Source organism: Streptomyces flavotricini (assembly GCF_020639365.1).
Lineage (GTDB): Bacteria > Actinomycetota > Actinomycetes > Streptomycetales > Streptomycetaceae > Streptomyces > Streptomyces flavotricini.
This window is the reverse complement of sequence record NZ_JAINUL010000001.1, coordinates 7,653,484-7,668,179: the sequence shown is the minus strand read 5'-3', so window position 1 is coordinate 7,668,179 and position 14,696 is coordinate 7,653,484. Positions and strand designations below refer to the sequence as shown.

7 protein-coding genes and 1 pseudogene are annotated in these 14,696 nt (G+C 69.9%); 3 read left to right on the top strand and 5 right to left on the bottom strand.

The annotated features are described in order from the left end of the window. Positions 1-155 precede the first annotated feature (155 nt). The gene (locus K7B10_RS35060) at positions 156-1,715 is read left to right on the top strand and encodes an alpha/beta hydrolase (protein ID WP_229342898.1); all 1,560 of its coding nucleotides are present in this window, start codon (positions 156-158) and stop codon (positions 1,713-1,715) included. A 99-nt stretch (positions 1,716-1,814) separates the two neighbouring features. On the opposite strand, the gene K7B10_RS35055 is transcribed toward K7B10_RS35060, so the two are convergent. The 3 genes from K7B10_RS35055 to K7B10_RS35045 all read right to left on the bottom strand — a co-directional run bounded on the left by K7B10_RS35055 (position 1,815) and on the right by K7B10_RS35045 (position 4,128). Next, a complete protein-coding gene (locus K7B10_RS35055; RefSeq protein WP_229342896.1) occupies positions 1,815-2,507 on the bottom strand; it encodes an RraA family protein in 693 nt (230 codons plus the stop codon). A 100-nt stretch (positions 2,508-2,607) separates the two neighbouring features. Then, positions 2,608-2,856 (bottom strand): hypothetical protein, encoded by a 249-nt coding sequence (locus K7B10_RS35050; protein WP_229342894.1) that lies wholly within the window; start codon positions 2,854-2,856, stop codon positions 2,608-2,610. Between the two features lie 159 nt (positions 2,857-3,015). Continuing rightward, the gene (locus K7B10_RS35045) at positions 3,016-4,128 is read right to left on the bottom strand and encodes an alpha/beta hydrolase (RefSeq protein ID WP_229342891.1); all 1,113 of its coding nucleotides are present in this window, start codon (positions 4,126-4,128) and stop codon (positions 3,016-3,018) included. Between the two features lie 415 nt (positions 4,129-4,543). Between K7B10_RS35045 and K7B10_RS35040 the strand changes: the two genes are divergently transcribed. After that, positions 4,544-5,044 (top strand): hypothetical protein, encoded by a 501-nt coding sequence (locus K7B10_RS35040; RefSeq protein WP_229342889.1) that lies wholly within the window; start codon positions 4,544-4,546, stop codon positions 5,042-5,044. Positions 5,045-5,115: 71 nt separating this feature from the next. On the opposite strand, the gene ddaH is transcribed toward K7B10_RS35040, so the two are convergent. Then, positions 5,116-5,955 carry a dimethylargininase gene (gene ddaH / locus K7B10_RS35035; protein ID WP_229342887.1) on the bottom strand — a complete coding sequence of 280 codons (840 nt, stop codon included), beginning with the start codon at positions 5,953-5,955 and terminating at the stop codon, positions 5,116-5,118. 964 nt (positions 5,956-6,919) lie between these two features. On the opposite strand from ddaH, the pseudogene K7B10_RS35025 reads away from it, so the two are divergent. Further along, positions 6,920-7,263 (top strand): annotated as a pseudogene (locus K7B10_RS35025) (tyrosine-type recombinase/integrase); the annotation flags it as partial. Positions 7,264-7,878: 615 nt separating this feature from the next. On the opposite strand, the gene K7B10_RS35020 reads toward K7B10_RS35025, so the two are convergent. Beyond that, positions 7,879-14,601, bottom strand: coding sequence for a polymorphic toxin-type HINT domain-containing protein (locus K7B10_RS35020; protein ID WP_229342885.1), 6,723 nt, complete (start codon positions 14,599-14,601; stop codon positions 7,879-7,881). Positions 14,602-14,696 lie beyond the last annotated feature (95 nt).

Sequence of the window (14,696 nt, the reverse complement as noted above, 5' to 3'; positions counted from 1 at the left end):
CGGGGTGGCCCGGCACGGGGCGGCGGTGGCACGGGGTGGCACTGGCACGGGGTGGTACTGGTGCCACCCCGGATGCGGATGGCAGGGATATCGAGGCGCGGGGGCCGGCGCGGCACGATCAAGGGGACCAGCCGGATCCCAGGGGGAGTTCAGACATGCACGTGTTCAAGAAGCCCGCGCGGTGGCTCGCGGCGGCCGCCTGCGGGCTGCTCGCCGCGACCGCCCTGCCCGTCGGCCCGGCGAACGCCGCCGCCGGCACGAACGCCGCCGCCACGAACGCCATGGCGGCGAGCCCCGCGACCCCGCCGGTGCCGGACCGGTACCGGCTGCAACGGCTCGACTGGCGGCCCTGCGCGGACGGCGCGCTGGAATGCGCCTCGATGTCCGTACCGCGGGACTGGTACCACCCGGGCTCCGGCCCGGACCTGACGATCGCCGTCTCCCGCCGCCGCGCGGCGGATCCGGCGAAGCGCCGGGGCGTGCTCATGATGGCGGCAGGCGGTCCCGGGGCCTCGGGGCTCCCCCGGCCGGCCCGGCTCGCGTCGTACAGCCCGAAGCTGGCGGCCGCGTACGACATCGTCGGCTTCGACCAGCGGGGCGTGGGCGCCAGTACGAAGGTCGTCTGCTCGGACCAGGACAAGGTCGACGCCATGTTCGGCGGCGGCGACCTGCGCGACCGCTCGGCGGCCGCCGTCCGACGGACCTTCGACCGCGCGCGGGAGTTCGTACGGGACTGCGAGCGCAACTCGGGCCCGCTGCTGCCGTACATCACCACCGATCAGGCCGTCCACGACATGGACCTGTACCGGGAGTTGCTCGGCGAGCAGAAGGTCTCCTACTACGGGCCCTCGTACGCCAGCTTCCTCGGGGCGTACTACGCGACCGAGTTCCCCCGCCGCGTGGAGCGGGTCGTCCTGGACAGCAACATCGACTTCACCGGGGACTGGCAGTCCTTCCTGACCGGGCAGCCGATGAGCTTCCAGCGCCGCTTCGAGCAGGACTTCCTGCCGTGGCTGGCCGCCAACGACGCCACCTACCACCAGGGGCGAACCCCGGAGGAGGCGCGGGCCTCGTACGAGCGGGTGCGCGCCGCCCTGCACGAGCGGCCGCTGGACGTCGAGGGGACGGTCATCACGCCCGACCACCTCGACGGGGCCGCCACGAGCGCCCTGTACAACACGCACCAGTTCGCGGACCTCGCGGCGCTCCTCGGCTTCCTGGAGCATCCGGAGCAGGCTCCGGCGGAGACGAGGAAGGCCGTGGCCGGGAAGCTCAAGCACCTGATGGGCGCGGAGTTCATCGCCGACTTCTTCTCGGTCACCTGCGGCGACACCCCGTGGAACCGTGACGGCCGGTACTGGGTGGAGCGGAGCGCCGAAGCCACGCGCACCCATCCGCTGGCCGGGGCTAGGGAGTTGACGTTCGCCTCGGTCTGCGCGAACTGGCCGCGCTCCAAGGCTCCGCGCGTCAAGGTCACCGGGGAGGGGCTGCCGCCGGTGCTGATGCTCAACTCGAAGAACGACCCGGCGACGTACTACGAGGCCGCCGTACGCGCCCACCGGGGACTGGCGGGATCTCGGCTGGTCACCGTCGAGGGCGGCGACCACGGCCAGTTCCAGAACGGCAACGCCTGCGTCGACGCGTACGTGGAGGGCTACCTGCTGGACGGCGCCCTGCCGGCCGGGGACACCGCGTGCCCGGCGGCGCGGCGGTGATCGGGCCCGCCGCCGGGTGACCGGCCGTGGCGGCGCCTCCCTCGGGGGGCCTCCGTACGGGAGCTCCTCCGTAGGGAGCACCCCCGTACGGAGGCGCCGTCACTCCTCGATGGCGCCGCCCATCCGGCGCAGGTGCCGGCGGAAGGTGTACGAGGGGTCGGCGTCGCGCAGGACCAGGTAGTCGGTGAAGGCCGTCTGGCTGCGCAGGGTCTCGCCCGAGCGGATCCGGCGGGCCTGTTCGCGCTCGGTCTCGCGGATCGCGAGCGCGGTGTCCAGCACCTCCTCGACCCGGTCGGCGGGCACGAACAGCACCCCGTCCGCGTCGCCGAAGACGAAGTCCCAGCCGCCGACGAGGTGCGGCCCGAACCGGGCGGTGACCAGCGCCTCCGGCTCGCGCTCGTCCAGTCGCACCGGCCCCGGCGGGTGGCTTCCGTAGCTGAAGACGGGGAGGCCGATCTCGGCGAGCTCGGGGGTGTCGCGGTGCAGTCCCCACACGACGAGGCCCGACAGGCCGGCGGTCTCGGCCTCGAGCGCGGTGAGGTCGCCGACGCAGGCCTCGTCCGTACGGCCGCCGTTGTCGACGACCAGGACGTCGCCGGGCTCGGCGGATCCGTACGCCTCCAGGAACACGTCCACGCTGCCGTAGTGGCGCGCCGGCAGCGCGCGGCCCGCGACCCGGTGGCCGGGCAGCACGGTGCGGATGCCGGGCGGTGCCACGCGCAGCGGCACGCCCGTACGGACGCAGGCGTCGGCCACGAGCGGCGTGGACAGGTCGGCGAAGGCCTTCAGCATGCCGTCTTCCCCTTCATCTCCCGAACGGACGGCTCGGATCAGCCACCGCCCCCCATGGTGCCCTCCCGGTCGCCCGGGCGTGGGGGTTCGGGACGGGGAGTCACGGGATGTCGGTGTCGGAGGGCTCCGCTTCGAAGGCGTGCGGCTCGTCGCCCTGCCATTCGACGAGCTCCGAGCCGCCGAGGACCGTGTCGTCGGGGTCGGGTACGCCGGCCCGGCGCAGGAACTCGATCACGTCGGCGTCGTCGAAGGCCAGGCCGAGGACGGTGTCCCGGCCCCCGGCGCGCAGGGAGACGCGGCGGCCGCCGGCCGGGGCGATCGGGTGGACGAGGATCGGCGTGTGGTGCATGGCCCCAGCCTCCGCCCGGACGGGCGCGCCCGCATCCGGGCGGGACCGGCGCGGGGCGGGGTGGGCCCGGGGCGGGGTGGGGTGGGCCCGGGGCCGCGAGCCGGTCCGCCCGGGTGGGACCGGCTCACGCGGCCGGGACCCGGCCCCGCCCAGGCCGGCTCACTCGGCGGTGATGCGGCCGCCGAGCCACTCCAGCGCGGGCGGGATCTCCCGGCGCCAGGTGTTGAAGCCGTGGCCGCCGCTGTCGAGCGTGATCGAGGAGACGCGCGCCGGTTCCTTCACCTTCGCGACGAACTTCTGCGTGTCCTTGTAGTTCGGCTCGCCCTGCTTCGAGCTCGCCACCAGGAAGGAGGACTTGCCCTGCGGCAGGTTGTCCAGGCTCCACAGCAGGTCGGATCGTTTCTCCTCGGCGGCGTTCCCGTGGAAGAGATCACCGGAGTACTGGTCGAGCTCCGGCTTGTAGTCCGTCGACAGGCCCACTCCGGCCGCGTAGTGCTCCGGGTGCTCCAACGCCATCTTCAGCGCGCAGTAGCCCCCGGTGGAGTCCCCCATGACGGCCCAGCTCGAGGGCGAGGTGCCGACGCGGTAGGCGCCCGAGACCGCCTTGGGCAGGTCCGTACCGAAGAAGGTCTCGCTGAGCGGGCCGCCCGGCACGTCGACGCACTGGCTGTTGCGGGTCGGGATCACCGAGGGCTGCATCATCACCAGGACCATCGGCGGCATCTTCTTCTGCTTGGCGAGCCTCCACGCCGTCTTCGGGTAGTCCAGCCCCTTGAGCAGGTTCTCCGCCATCCCCGGGAAGCCGGTGAGGACCACCGTGGCGGGGAACTTCCTGTTCTCGTTCCCCTTCTGGAAGTACTCGGGCGGCAGGTACACGTACGCCTGGACCACGGCCTTGGACCCCTCGCCGCGCACGGTGATCTTCTCGATCTCACCGCCGATGCGGGGCGTTCCGCCGCCGGGTACGTCCGTGGGCTGCCGGCCGAGGACGCGGACCGCCGCGCCTCCGGGCGCGTCCTCGCCCATGGAGGGCATCGCCCGCTCCGCCCCGGCGAGGTCCGCCCAGGAACCGTAGAGCAGGAAGGTCCGGTTGGCGGTGAGCCCGACGGAGGCGAGCAGCAGAACCTGGAGCACCACGACGACGCCGACCCGGCCGAGCACCGGCCGCCCGCCCCGCCGGCCGAGGCGTGGCCACAGCCACACCGCGGCGGCGAAGGCCAGCACCGTGGCGAGGAGGACGAGGAGCAGGAGCGTGCTGCTGGTGAGACTCACGGATCGGGGTAACTCTCTGCGCTGGCCGGTCGGCACGGACCTGTGGTCCGGCGGCGCCGCTTGTACGGGCGCACAAGGCTAGACCGCAACGGGACCCGATCCGTTCCACACCGTTCGCAGGAGAACGGGAATCCGCCGGCATGCTCGCACCCCTTTCACGCCATCCCGGGCGTCCGCCCGGGCGGGACGACCGTGGCCGGGCACGTGACGAAGGGGGCCCATGACGAACTCCAGCCAATCACTTGACATGGGCCTGACATTTCAAGGTCCCTGTGGGACCTTCCGTGGCGTGTCTCGAAAGCTCTCTCCCCGGGCCGGCGCGGAAACCGCCTCCGTCGGGCCGGGCGCACGCCGGCGAGGCCCCCCAGGGCCCCGCTTCACACCCCACGAGGACGTGGCGAAGAGGAGCGACAGCATGAAGATCTCGACATGGCCGGGCGCTGCCGTACTGGCGGCAGCGGTGATCGTCGGTGCGGCGACGTCGGCGACGGCCCTCGGTTCCACCGCGGACCAGCAGCTCGACGGCGTCATCGTCGTCGCCGGCAACACCTGTACGTGGACCAACGCACGCACCAGCGCCAACCCCCCGGGCGCGCTGACCGTCGACCGCACCACCATCAACACCCCCGGCGGCAATCTCGCCTGCGGCGGCGGCATCACCGCCTCCCTCAACAACAATCCCGCGTTCACCTTCGACGACGCCGCCGGCCTCGCCCGGACCGACGCCATCGACATCACGGGCAAGATGAGCTTCATCTCCTGCCGCTACAAGGCCACGAACATCACGTGGAACCGTGACGGAGCGACCCGCAAGTACGTCAACCAGGCCTTCACCGCGACCAAGACCTCGGGCAGCTTCTTGTGCCCCGGCTCGGTCGCGACGGCGGCCGGCGACGCCTCGATGCTGTTCCACTGACCCCGTACGTGCCGCGGCCCCTCCCGGGCCGCGGCACACCGGCGCGGGCCGGGAGGGTCAGGGCCGGACGGTCAGGGCCGGATCTCGAGGGTGCAGCACTTGACGCTGCCGCCGCCCTTGAGCAGTTCGGACAGGTCCACGCCGACGGGGTGGAAGCCGCGCTCGCGCAGCTGCGCCGCCAGCCCCTCGGCGGCCTCGGGAAGCACCACGTTCAGCCCGTCGCTGACGCCGTTCAGCCCGAACACGGCGGCGTCCTGGGCGGATACGAGCAGCGCGTCGGGGAAGAGCGTCTCCAGCAGCGCGCGACTGGCGGGGGCGAAGGCCTCCGGGTGGTACATGATCTCGTCACCGTCGAGCACGGCGAGCGCCGTGTCGAGGTGGTAGTAGCGCGGGTCGACCAGCTCCAGGCCGATGACGGGCCGCCCGAAGAACGCCTCCGCCTCCCCGTGGGCACGCTCGTCGCTGCGGAACCCGTGCCCGGCCAGGACGTGGGAGGCCGTGACCAGGAAGTCACCCTCGCCCTCGTTGACGTACTCGGGATCGTGCAGCTCGGTGAAGCCGTTCTCCCGGAACCAGTCCAGGTACGCCGGTCCCTCGGCGACGCGCTCGGCGTTGCGGAAGCGGGCGCCGAGGACGCGGCCGCCGACGACGGTGGCCCCGTTGGCCGCGTACACCATGTCGGGCAGACCGGGTACCGGCTCGATCAGCTCGACGGTGTGCCCGAGCTGGAGGTACAGCTCGCGCAGCCGCTCCCACTGCAGGACGGCGAGGCCGGTGTCGACCGGCTTCTCCGGGTCCATCCAGGGGTTGATCGCGTACACCACCTCGAAGTGGGAGGGGCGGCACATCAGGTACCGGCGCGGGCGCTGTTCGCGCGGCCGGGCGGAGGGCGTCGGGGCAGAGGAGGTCATGGTCGCTCCCGGGCGGGGGCCACGGTGGTGGCCGATGTGAGGGGGTCTTCCCCGCCCGAGCCTGCGCGCCCCGGACGAACGCCGGATGAAGCGGGCGCGGCGGCCGGGGGCGTTCTGAAAGGAGTCCGGGAACCGCGAAGGTCCCACCGGAAGCACCGGTGGGACCTCTGCACGACGGACGTCAGCACCCACGAAGCCACCCTTGCCCGGCAGGCATGCGGTTCAGGTGACGCAGCCGGGATGAGCCACCGGTGCGCGTCCGATGCCCCACTCGGCCGCACCCGCCGCATCCCCGCCCAGGCGCCGACCGACTTCATCCGCACCCGTCTCGAACAGGACGCCGCCTGATGACCACACCCCGCAGCACCCCGCCTCCCGCCGCATCCGCGCCGACGGCAGCGTCTACCACTGCAAGACGGCCACATGGAAGCCATTGGGGCGAGCCCCCGACGCCCGCCCCGGTTGTCGCCGCCTCCCCTGCCGAGGAACCGCAGCCCGCCCCGGCTCCGGCCGCCGCTCCACCCGTCGCCAAGACGACTCGGCCCACCTCCGGCCCGGTCCTGCCGGCCGTCCTCCTGGACGCGGCCCGGCCCATCGCGGACACTCACCGCGCCGAGCACGGATCGCCGATCAGCGCCGCCCACCTGGGCACGCGCATGGGCGTCGCCCTGCCAGTCGCCACCACCGCACTCGCTCAGCTCTGAGCCCCGGCCCTCCCCAGCCACATCCCCTCGCTGAACCCACGCCCGCTCCTGGGTCTGGTTCGTCATGCCCCGAGCAGCACCAACACGCCTACAGATCCGGCTGGTTGCTGCTCGGGGCCTCACCCGAACAGAAGGGACACGCCCCGAATGGTCACCCTGGACCTGCGCCACGTGGCAAGCCCCGCCGTACGGGACCTGCTCCACCTCGTCAACCACCCCGACTTCGAACGCACACAGCAACAGATCGAACGCCTCGGCGGCTCGTCTTCACCCGGCCCGACGGCTCCCCGATCGAAGGAGCCACCCTCACCAGCCACTTCAACACCCTGCTCCACCGGGCCAGGCTCCGCCGCATCCGGTTCCACGACCTTCGCCACTCGGCGGCGACCTCCTGCTGGAGCAGGGAGTGGAACTCGTCGTGAACAAGGAGCTGTTGGGGCGCGGCCACATCGGCGTCACCGCCACCGTGTACGCCCATGTCCGGCTCCGCCTCCAACGCGACGCCATCGACCTCCTCGGCCACGCCCTCCGCACCCCCACCGAGATCACCAGCAAGCCCGACGACAGCAACAAACCGCCCCTCTGCGCAACCCCCGTCCGCTGACGTTGCCGTCAACTACTGCCGTCAGACACCCCAGAGGCCCCACCGGAACATCATTCCAGTGGGGCCTCTGGGGTCATCGCTGACCGTTATCGACGGGGAACTCTCCCAGCTGGGCGGCCAAGGTTCGCGCCAGAGATCAGTTCCTCACCTCGGGGGACGAGAAAAACACCGACTCGCCCCGCAACCGCTCCGCCAATTGTTGATCATTGACAGATCTCGCTATTTCTTCGAAACCATCGAAATCCCGCCGCTCGCAAGGGAAAACATTCGCACAAAAGCCTTTCGAGTGTCCGGGTCTCGATCGAGTCGTTCCAACGACTCGAACGTTGCCGGATCAAGATCGATCGTGGCAATTCCGCCGGCTTCCTCGCCATCCGTCGCTGAGAACAACACGAGACACCGGTATGCCCACACAACCCCTCCGCGCTCCTCGCGCATCATCGATTGGAGGACGACCGAGCTATCCCTGACCTGACTGCGTAGCGCATCTACCGAGGACCATCGAGTCGCCCAGCCTCGCCTCTCCGCCTCCAACTGGATCGCGAGCAGGGCATCGAAGCTGATCTGACACACACGAAAGTCGGGGTCGGTTGAATGGATCAGAGGCATCAGGCACTACTTCGGGTCGTAGACGTCAATGCGAATGGACGTATCTGGGTCAATGCGCCCGTCTCTGACTCTTGTTTGGAGTTCGTCCCAACGGTGGTGCCCACCAAGAATCGTGCCGTCGCGCGAGACGAGAAGTCCATCTCCTTCACCAGGTTTGTTGATCCCATCCAGAAGTTCTTCATTGCTCAGTTCCTCGTGATACCACTGCGACGCTGGATCCCGGGTCTTCTGCCCCTCGGTGTATTTGCCGACATCACCAGCCTTCTCGGTTCGCGTCGTGATTCCGCACGTGTTGTGCACGAGAACCGGAGTTTTCCCAGCGAGCACATAGTACGTGTGCACGTCCGAGACGGTGAAGTTGTACGTCTTCACGAACTCGGTGTGTTGACGGTTGGCCGTGACACGAACCTCCACGCCCTCATCGGTCAGGAGGGTCATGCCGGGAGCGATGTCCCCGGCGTTCACCCACCCGCCGACGCTGGAGGACCAGAACGGGTGGTCACGTGTGGCGGTGATTTCCTCGACACCCGTCGGCGTTTCGATCGACAAGGCGCTGAGGTCCCGCTGCCCCTCCGACCGGATCAGCTCGGTGACCGCATGGGGTGCGGACTCACCGCTCCTCGGGTCCGTCGCGAGGACCTGATCGCCGACTTCGATGTCCTCGATCTTCTTCGTCGATCCGTCGCCCATCATGACGAGCGTCCCGGCCAGGAAGCAATTCTTTCCGCCGCGGATCGCGCCGCCACCGACCGGTTCACGATGGGAGAACATCGCCCCCAGGAACACGGGAACTTGATACCAGTCACTGGAGGTATCGATTCCCTGGTCCTGCAGCCACTCCTCGTAGTCGCCCCCGTAGTCACAACCGGGAGCGCCCGCGCCGCCGTTCCAGCAGTCTCCGTCGGCTATCCAGCCGAACATGGAGGAGGCGTGTGCGACGTTTCCGATGATTCCGTAGAAGGCCTCGCTGACCGGATTGGACCAGCTGAAGTCATGCTTCTTCGGGGGCTTCGGAGGAGCCGGCTTGCTCGTGTGGGAACTTCCGGAGCTTCCGGAGCTTCCGGTGCTCCAGGAACTCCCCTTCTTGCAGGTGAAGTCCGCGCACCCGTAGTGCTTGTAGCGGACGTAGTCGTCCGACACGGTTCCGCCGACGGATTCCACGATGGTCTCGTAGCGGTTGCCGTAGGCGTACGGGTCGTTGCCGTTGTGGCACTTGTACATGCCGCTGGCGCACTCTTCGAGGGCCAGGCCGGTCGGGTCCCAGAACGTGAACGGGTTCTGGTTCGCATAGGTGTAGCCGTGGAGCTGCTGCGAGTCCTTCAGGTCCATGATCGGGTCGACCGAGACGAAGCGGCCGATCAGGGGGTCGTACTCGCGGGCGCCTATGTGCGTGAGTCCGCTGTCCGCGTCCTTGGTGCCGCCGACGAAGCCCTTCTCGCCCGACCAGCCCGTGGGCTTGGCCCCTCGCTCCTCGCCGAAGAGCCCCGTCTTGCGCCGCGTCACGGCCTGCGTGGCATCGGCGCTGACCTGGGTCGTGCCGGTGCCGTGGTGATCGGCGAGAGTGAAGGTGAGCTTCCCGCCGGTCCGCATGGCGACGTCGCCGTAGTAGCGGGTGCCCTTGACGGTCCCCGCCTTGTCGAGGCGGAGTTCGTTGCCGCCCGGCAGATAGAGCGTCGTGCCCGCCGAGTCCTTGCGGATCAGGCGCTGGCCCGAAGCGTCGTACGTGAACGAGCTGCTGGCCGGGCCCTGGTCCAGGGACTTGAGGTGGCCCTCGGCGTCCCAGGTCAGGTACTGCGTCTCGTCGGTGCCGCTCTTGCGGGTCTTGGTGTTGCCCGACGCGTCGTAGGTGAAGACCTCGTCGTGCGCACCGGTGCCCGTCTGGGTGACCTTGGCAAGGTCGTGCTTGCCCGCCGTGGGCGCCGCGTACGTGCGGACGGTGTCGGCCGTCGGACCGGAGGCCGTCTTGTGCTTGGTCTCGGTCTTGCGGTTGCCGACCGCGTCGTAGGTGTACGTCGTCCAGTACGGGTCCTCACCGCCGATGACCGTCGTCGACGGTGCGGCGGCGCAGGTCTCGCCCTTGTTGGTCCAGGCCTCGGTGATGCGGCGCAGCGCGTCCAGGTTGACGCACTGGGTGTCGGTGGTACGGGCCGTGTCCTGGCCGTACGCCGTGGCGATGGACGTGAGGTTGCCCGCGGGGTCGGTCGTGTAGTGGGTGTCCTCGATCCGCTGGGGTGCCACGTCGCGGTCCGTGTAGGAGCGGGTGGTGGCGCCGGTGTGTTCGTCGTACTCGGTCGACCGGTAGATCCGCTGGCCGAGCGCGCCGAGTTCCTGACGGGAGGTGCGGCCGTAGTGGTCGTAGGTCATGGCCGAGACGAGGCGGCTGCTGCCCGCGGCCATGTTGTTGAGCAGGCCGGAGACGCTCTTGTACGTACTGCCGACCGTCTCGGCCGGCAGGTCGCCCATGGCCGGCTGCTTGGTCGTCAGGATCTGGCCGGCGATGTTGTAGGTGTTGGTCCAGGTGTAGGTGCCGGCCAGGGCGCCCGTGTCGGGAGTGGCCGGGATCGTCGTCTTCGACGTGAGCGGCTGGTAGAGGTCGTTGTAGGCGGTGACCTCCGACTCGAACGCCTTGCCGTCCACGTAGCGGACCGACTTCGTCAGCTGCCCCTTGGCCACCGTGTCGTAGACGTTGGCGCTGAGGGTGGTCTCGCCCTGCTTCAGGGCGGCGGGGCGGCCCAGCTCGTCGTACTCGCTGTGCAGCGTGACGCCCCGCGCGTCGGTGACGTCGGTGATCCTGCCGCCGGCGTCGTACGCGGTCTTCGTGACCCCCTTGTCGGGGTCGCTCGACTCGATCTGCTGGCCGCGGACGTCGTAGGTGTACGTCCACTTCGCGTTGGCCGGGTCGGTGACCTGGGCCAGCTGCCCCAGCTTGTTGAAGGTGTACAGCGTGGACTGGGACGCCGTGCGGGCCGCGTCCGTGTACTGCTTGGTCTCGACCGTGTGGCCGAGGGCGTCGACCACCGTGGTCGTCGCGGTGCCGCCCTGGGGCGGGATGACGGTGGTGGTGTCGCCCGTGTAGAGGGTGGTGGCCCGCTTGGTCTCCACCCCGTACTTCTTCGAGATGACGGCCGTGGTCCGGCCGGCGCCGTCGTAGACCGTGTCCGTGGAGGCCGGGTAGTTGGTCTCCTGTCCGGTCACGAGCTGCGGCTCGGGGGCCCCGTCGGCGTAGTACGTGCCCGAGCTGCGCCAGGCCAGGCCCCTCGTGTCGTAGAACGTCTCGGTGAGCAGACGTCCCGACAGGTCGGGTGACTGGGTCTGGGTCTGCCGCTCGCGCAGCAGGCCGTCCTGGATGGAGTAGCTGACGGAGTACTTGTAGTCGTGGGTCAGCGACTTGCTGGTGATGACGCTCGGTCCGTCGTTGCGGATCGTGTAGTCGAAGACCCGGCTCGGAGCGTCGGGGTACGTCGCGGTCGGCCGGTTCGGCAGCCACACCTTCGTGACCCGGCCGAGGGCGTCGTACGCCGTCGTCGTCACCTTGCCGTTGGCGTCGGTGGTCTTCGTCGGCTGCGAACGCACCGGGTCGAGCTCGGAGGAGGCGGTGTGCCCCTTCGGGTTGGTCACGAGCGTGGCGGTCGGCACTTCACCGGTGGCCGGGGTGTACGCGGTCGTGGTGACCTTGCCGTACGCGTCGGCCGCGACCAGCTGCCGTCCGTAGATGTCGTAGCAGAGCTGGTTGTTCGCCGGACCGCAGGTGCTGGGGACGGAGGATTCGGGGTCGTATCCGTCGCCCTTCGCGTTGATCTTCTCGGCCTTGGTGACGAGGCCGGGGCCGGGAACGGTGTCGATCGCGCCGTTGTCGTAGTAGGTACGGGAGTCGGCGATGACGTCGGCCGGACGGCTCGCTGCCGTGCCACAGGGCACGGCCACCGTCTCGACGCGGCTCACCTTGCCCAGGATCCAGCTCGCGGTGTTGCGCGCGTAGCTGGTGGTGGTGCACTGCTCGTCACCGGTCTTGGCCGTGTCGCCGAGCTGGGATTCCCAGTCGACCATGCCGTAGTCGTCGTAGTGGCGGACGGTCTCGGTCGTACGGGTACCGCCCGTGACGGTGGTGCGAGTGGACTGCTTCTCCGTACCGGTCTTGTACGAGACCAGGTCGGGCAGGCCGCTGCGGGTCCGCTTGGCCACGACCCCCGAGCGCCAGGGGGTGCTGGAGGTGGCGGAGATCAGCTTGCCGGTGTCGTCACCGTCGTAGGTGGCCGTCTCCCTGGGCATGCCGGCGAACTCCGGGCGGTCGGTGACCGCGACCCCCGCGGAGTCCTTCACGTCCTTGCCGTCGATGCCGCGGAAGAAGCGCTTCTCGCTCAGCGTCTTCGGATCGGACGCTGCGCCGGTACGGGTCTGGACCAGCTCGTATCCGCGGGAGAGCGAGTGGACCCGGTCGTCGGGCTTGGCGAACTCGTCCGTGCTCTTCTCCCAGGCCGCTCCGCCCAGGTAGCTGTACGAGGTCACCTTGTCGGGCGTCGAGGCCAGGTTGTCGCCCTCGACGACCTGGGTGGCCACGTACGAGTTGAACCAGTCGACCTTGGAGGTCTCACCCTCCCAGGCCCACTTGACCGGATAGCAGCGGGTGGTGTTCGTCGCGTCCGGCTTGGGCAGCGTCGTGGCGGTGCAGTCGGGCTGCGAGTACGTGACGCCGATGGTGCCGCCGGTCTCCGTGGTGACCTGGTACATGCGCAGGCGGACGAAGGGGGCGAGGCCGTCGCCGAGGGCGTCGACGCGGTTGGGACGCTGCTCGCCCGCGAACGTCACCGGAAGCATGGCGACGTCCGTCGCATCGCCGGCCTTGGCGGTGCGGGTGATGGACTTCAGCCACAGCGGGGTCGATATGCCGTCACCGGCGGGCGGGAAGCTGTGGTCGAGGGTCCAGGAGTCGGCGTCCTTGTACACCCCGCCGGTCAGGACCTTGGTGTTGATGCCGGTCAGGCGCTTGCGGGACCAGAAGGTCGGCGAGAACTGGTCCTTGCACTCCGTCGAGCCGTCCTTGCAGAACAGGTCGTAGGGGGCGTCGGGCCAGTTCTTGGCGTTCGTCTCGTCGAACGTGCCGCAGCCGGTCAGGCAGCGCTCGGAGACGTCGAAGGTGACCTGGCCCATGGCCTTGGCCGTGTACACCGAGTCGGAGCGCAGGCCGTAGTCGATGTGGTCGAGCCAGCCGCCGCGGATGTACGGGGTGACCGTGCCCTTGCCCGTCGTCGGGGAGAAGTTGCGGGCGTAGTTGTTGGTCTCGGTCTTCCAGTAGTACGCCATCGCGTTGCCGGTCGGCGCGACCACGTAGTCGAGCTGCCAGCGCCAGGCCTGCTGGCACCAGCCGCTGGCGAACGAGGCGTTGTAGCAGGGCTCGCCCGTCTGGTTGCCGTACACCGGGACGGTCCAGGTGGAGTTGGTGGTCGGATCGTCGGCCGCGGTGCCGTTGTCCTTCCAGCCCGGCAGGCGGTTCAGACCGAAGAAGTACTGCGTGCCGTCGGTGGCGGTGATCTTCCAGTGCTCGCCCACCCCGTCGACGCCGGCGGTGCCCTTGTCGCCGTTGACGGCGCCGGTGAGCTTCTCCACCTTCTCGCCGGTGTCGGCGGCCGGGTGCCAGCCCTTGCCCTGCTCGAAGACGAGCTCGGTGGACTTGCCGTTCAGCGACAGCGTGGCGTTGTCGTTGAACCAGCACTGGTCGCCGACCTTGGTGGTGTTCGTCCCACCGGCCTTGTCGTTCTCGCAGGACTTGTAGCGGCGCTCGATGAAGCCGGGCTCCCACGACCAGCCGTCGCCGATCCAGGACGCCTGGTTGTTCGACGCGGCCATGCGGCCGTCGACCGCCTGGGAGCTGTAGCCGAGGGAGATCTTCGGCGCGAAACCGCCGGGCACGGAGGGAGTGCCGATGTCGTAGGACCAGGAGAACCCTCCGGTCGAACCGCCCGCGTTCCAGGACCCGGACGGCTGCAGCGAGGTCGCCTTGTAGTCGCCGGTCGGGCCGGACGCGGCCGCCGTGGCCGCGAGGACCATGGCGGGAGCCCCTGCCGCCGGTGCGGCCGCCGGGGCGGACTTCGACATCGGGCCGGACTTCGCCGACTGCCCGGTGACGCCCGGCGTGGTGACCTGGGCCGTCAGCGTGCCGCCGCGGGTGTCGTTCTCGGTGGCCAGCGGCTTCTGCGTACGGCACTCCGCGCGGTCGGGAGTGGTCAGGGCGCAGGCCGGGAGCTCCACCAGCCGCAGGCGCGCGGCGTAGTCGCCGCCGTAGGCACCGCGGAAGGAGTTGTAGTCCACCTCGACCTTCGCGGAAGCCGCCTTGGTGGCGTTGTCCGCGCGGCCCACCGACAGCAGGACGCCGTCGACGCCGGCCTTGCGTGCGGCGTCGTGCGAGGTGACGGTGACGTTCACCTTGGCCGGGGCCTCGGAGGCCTTGCCGGGGAGGACGTCCACCGCGACCGGGAGCCTGCCGGCCTTCTGCGGGCCGGAGCCGATGGCGGGGGTCCGGGCCGAGCCGGACAGGAACGACTTCGACACGGGGCCGGAGGCGAGGTCGACCTCGGCCGATCCCGCTGCCGGCCAGACGACCTTCGGCGCCTTCCAGGGACCGGTGTCGGCCTCGTCCTTCTTCTTCTCGCCGCCCGCACGGACCCGATCGACCGGTACGGCCTTCGGCTGCTTGAGACCCGGCAACGGCGGCTTGTCTTTGCTGTCTGCCACGGCGGCGGCGCCGGGCAGCATGCCTGAGAGGACTGCTGCGGCCAATGCCACAGAGAGTCCCCGCATGCGAAATGTTCTCACACTTACCTCATGTT

Excerpts from the sequence above, each read along its gene's own strand:
- K7B10_RS35060 (WP_229342898.1), top strand. The coding sequence starts at position 156 with ATGCACGTGTTCAAGAAGCCCGCGCGGTGGCTCGCGGCGGCCGCCTGC.
- K7B10_RS35055 (WP_229342896.1), bottom strand. The coding sequence starts at position 2,507 with ATGCTGAAGGCCTTCGCCGACCTGTCCACGCCGCTCGTGGCCGACGCC.
- K7B10_RS35050 (WP_229342894.1), bottom strand. The coding sequence starts at position 2,856 with ATGCACCACACGCCGATCCTCGTCCACCCGATCGCCCCGGCCGGCGGC.
- K7B10_RS35040 (WP_229342889.1), top strand. The coding sequence starts at position 4,544 with ATGAAGATCTCGACATGGCCGGGCGCTGCCGTACTGGCGGCAGCGGTG.
- ddaH (WP_229342887.1), bottom strand. The coding sequence starts at position 5,955 with ATGACCTCCTCTGCCCCGACGCCCTCCGCCCGGCCGCGCGAACAGCGC.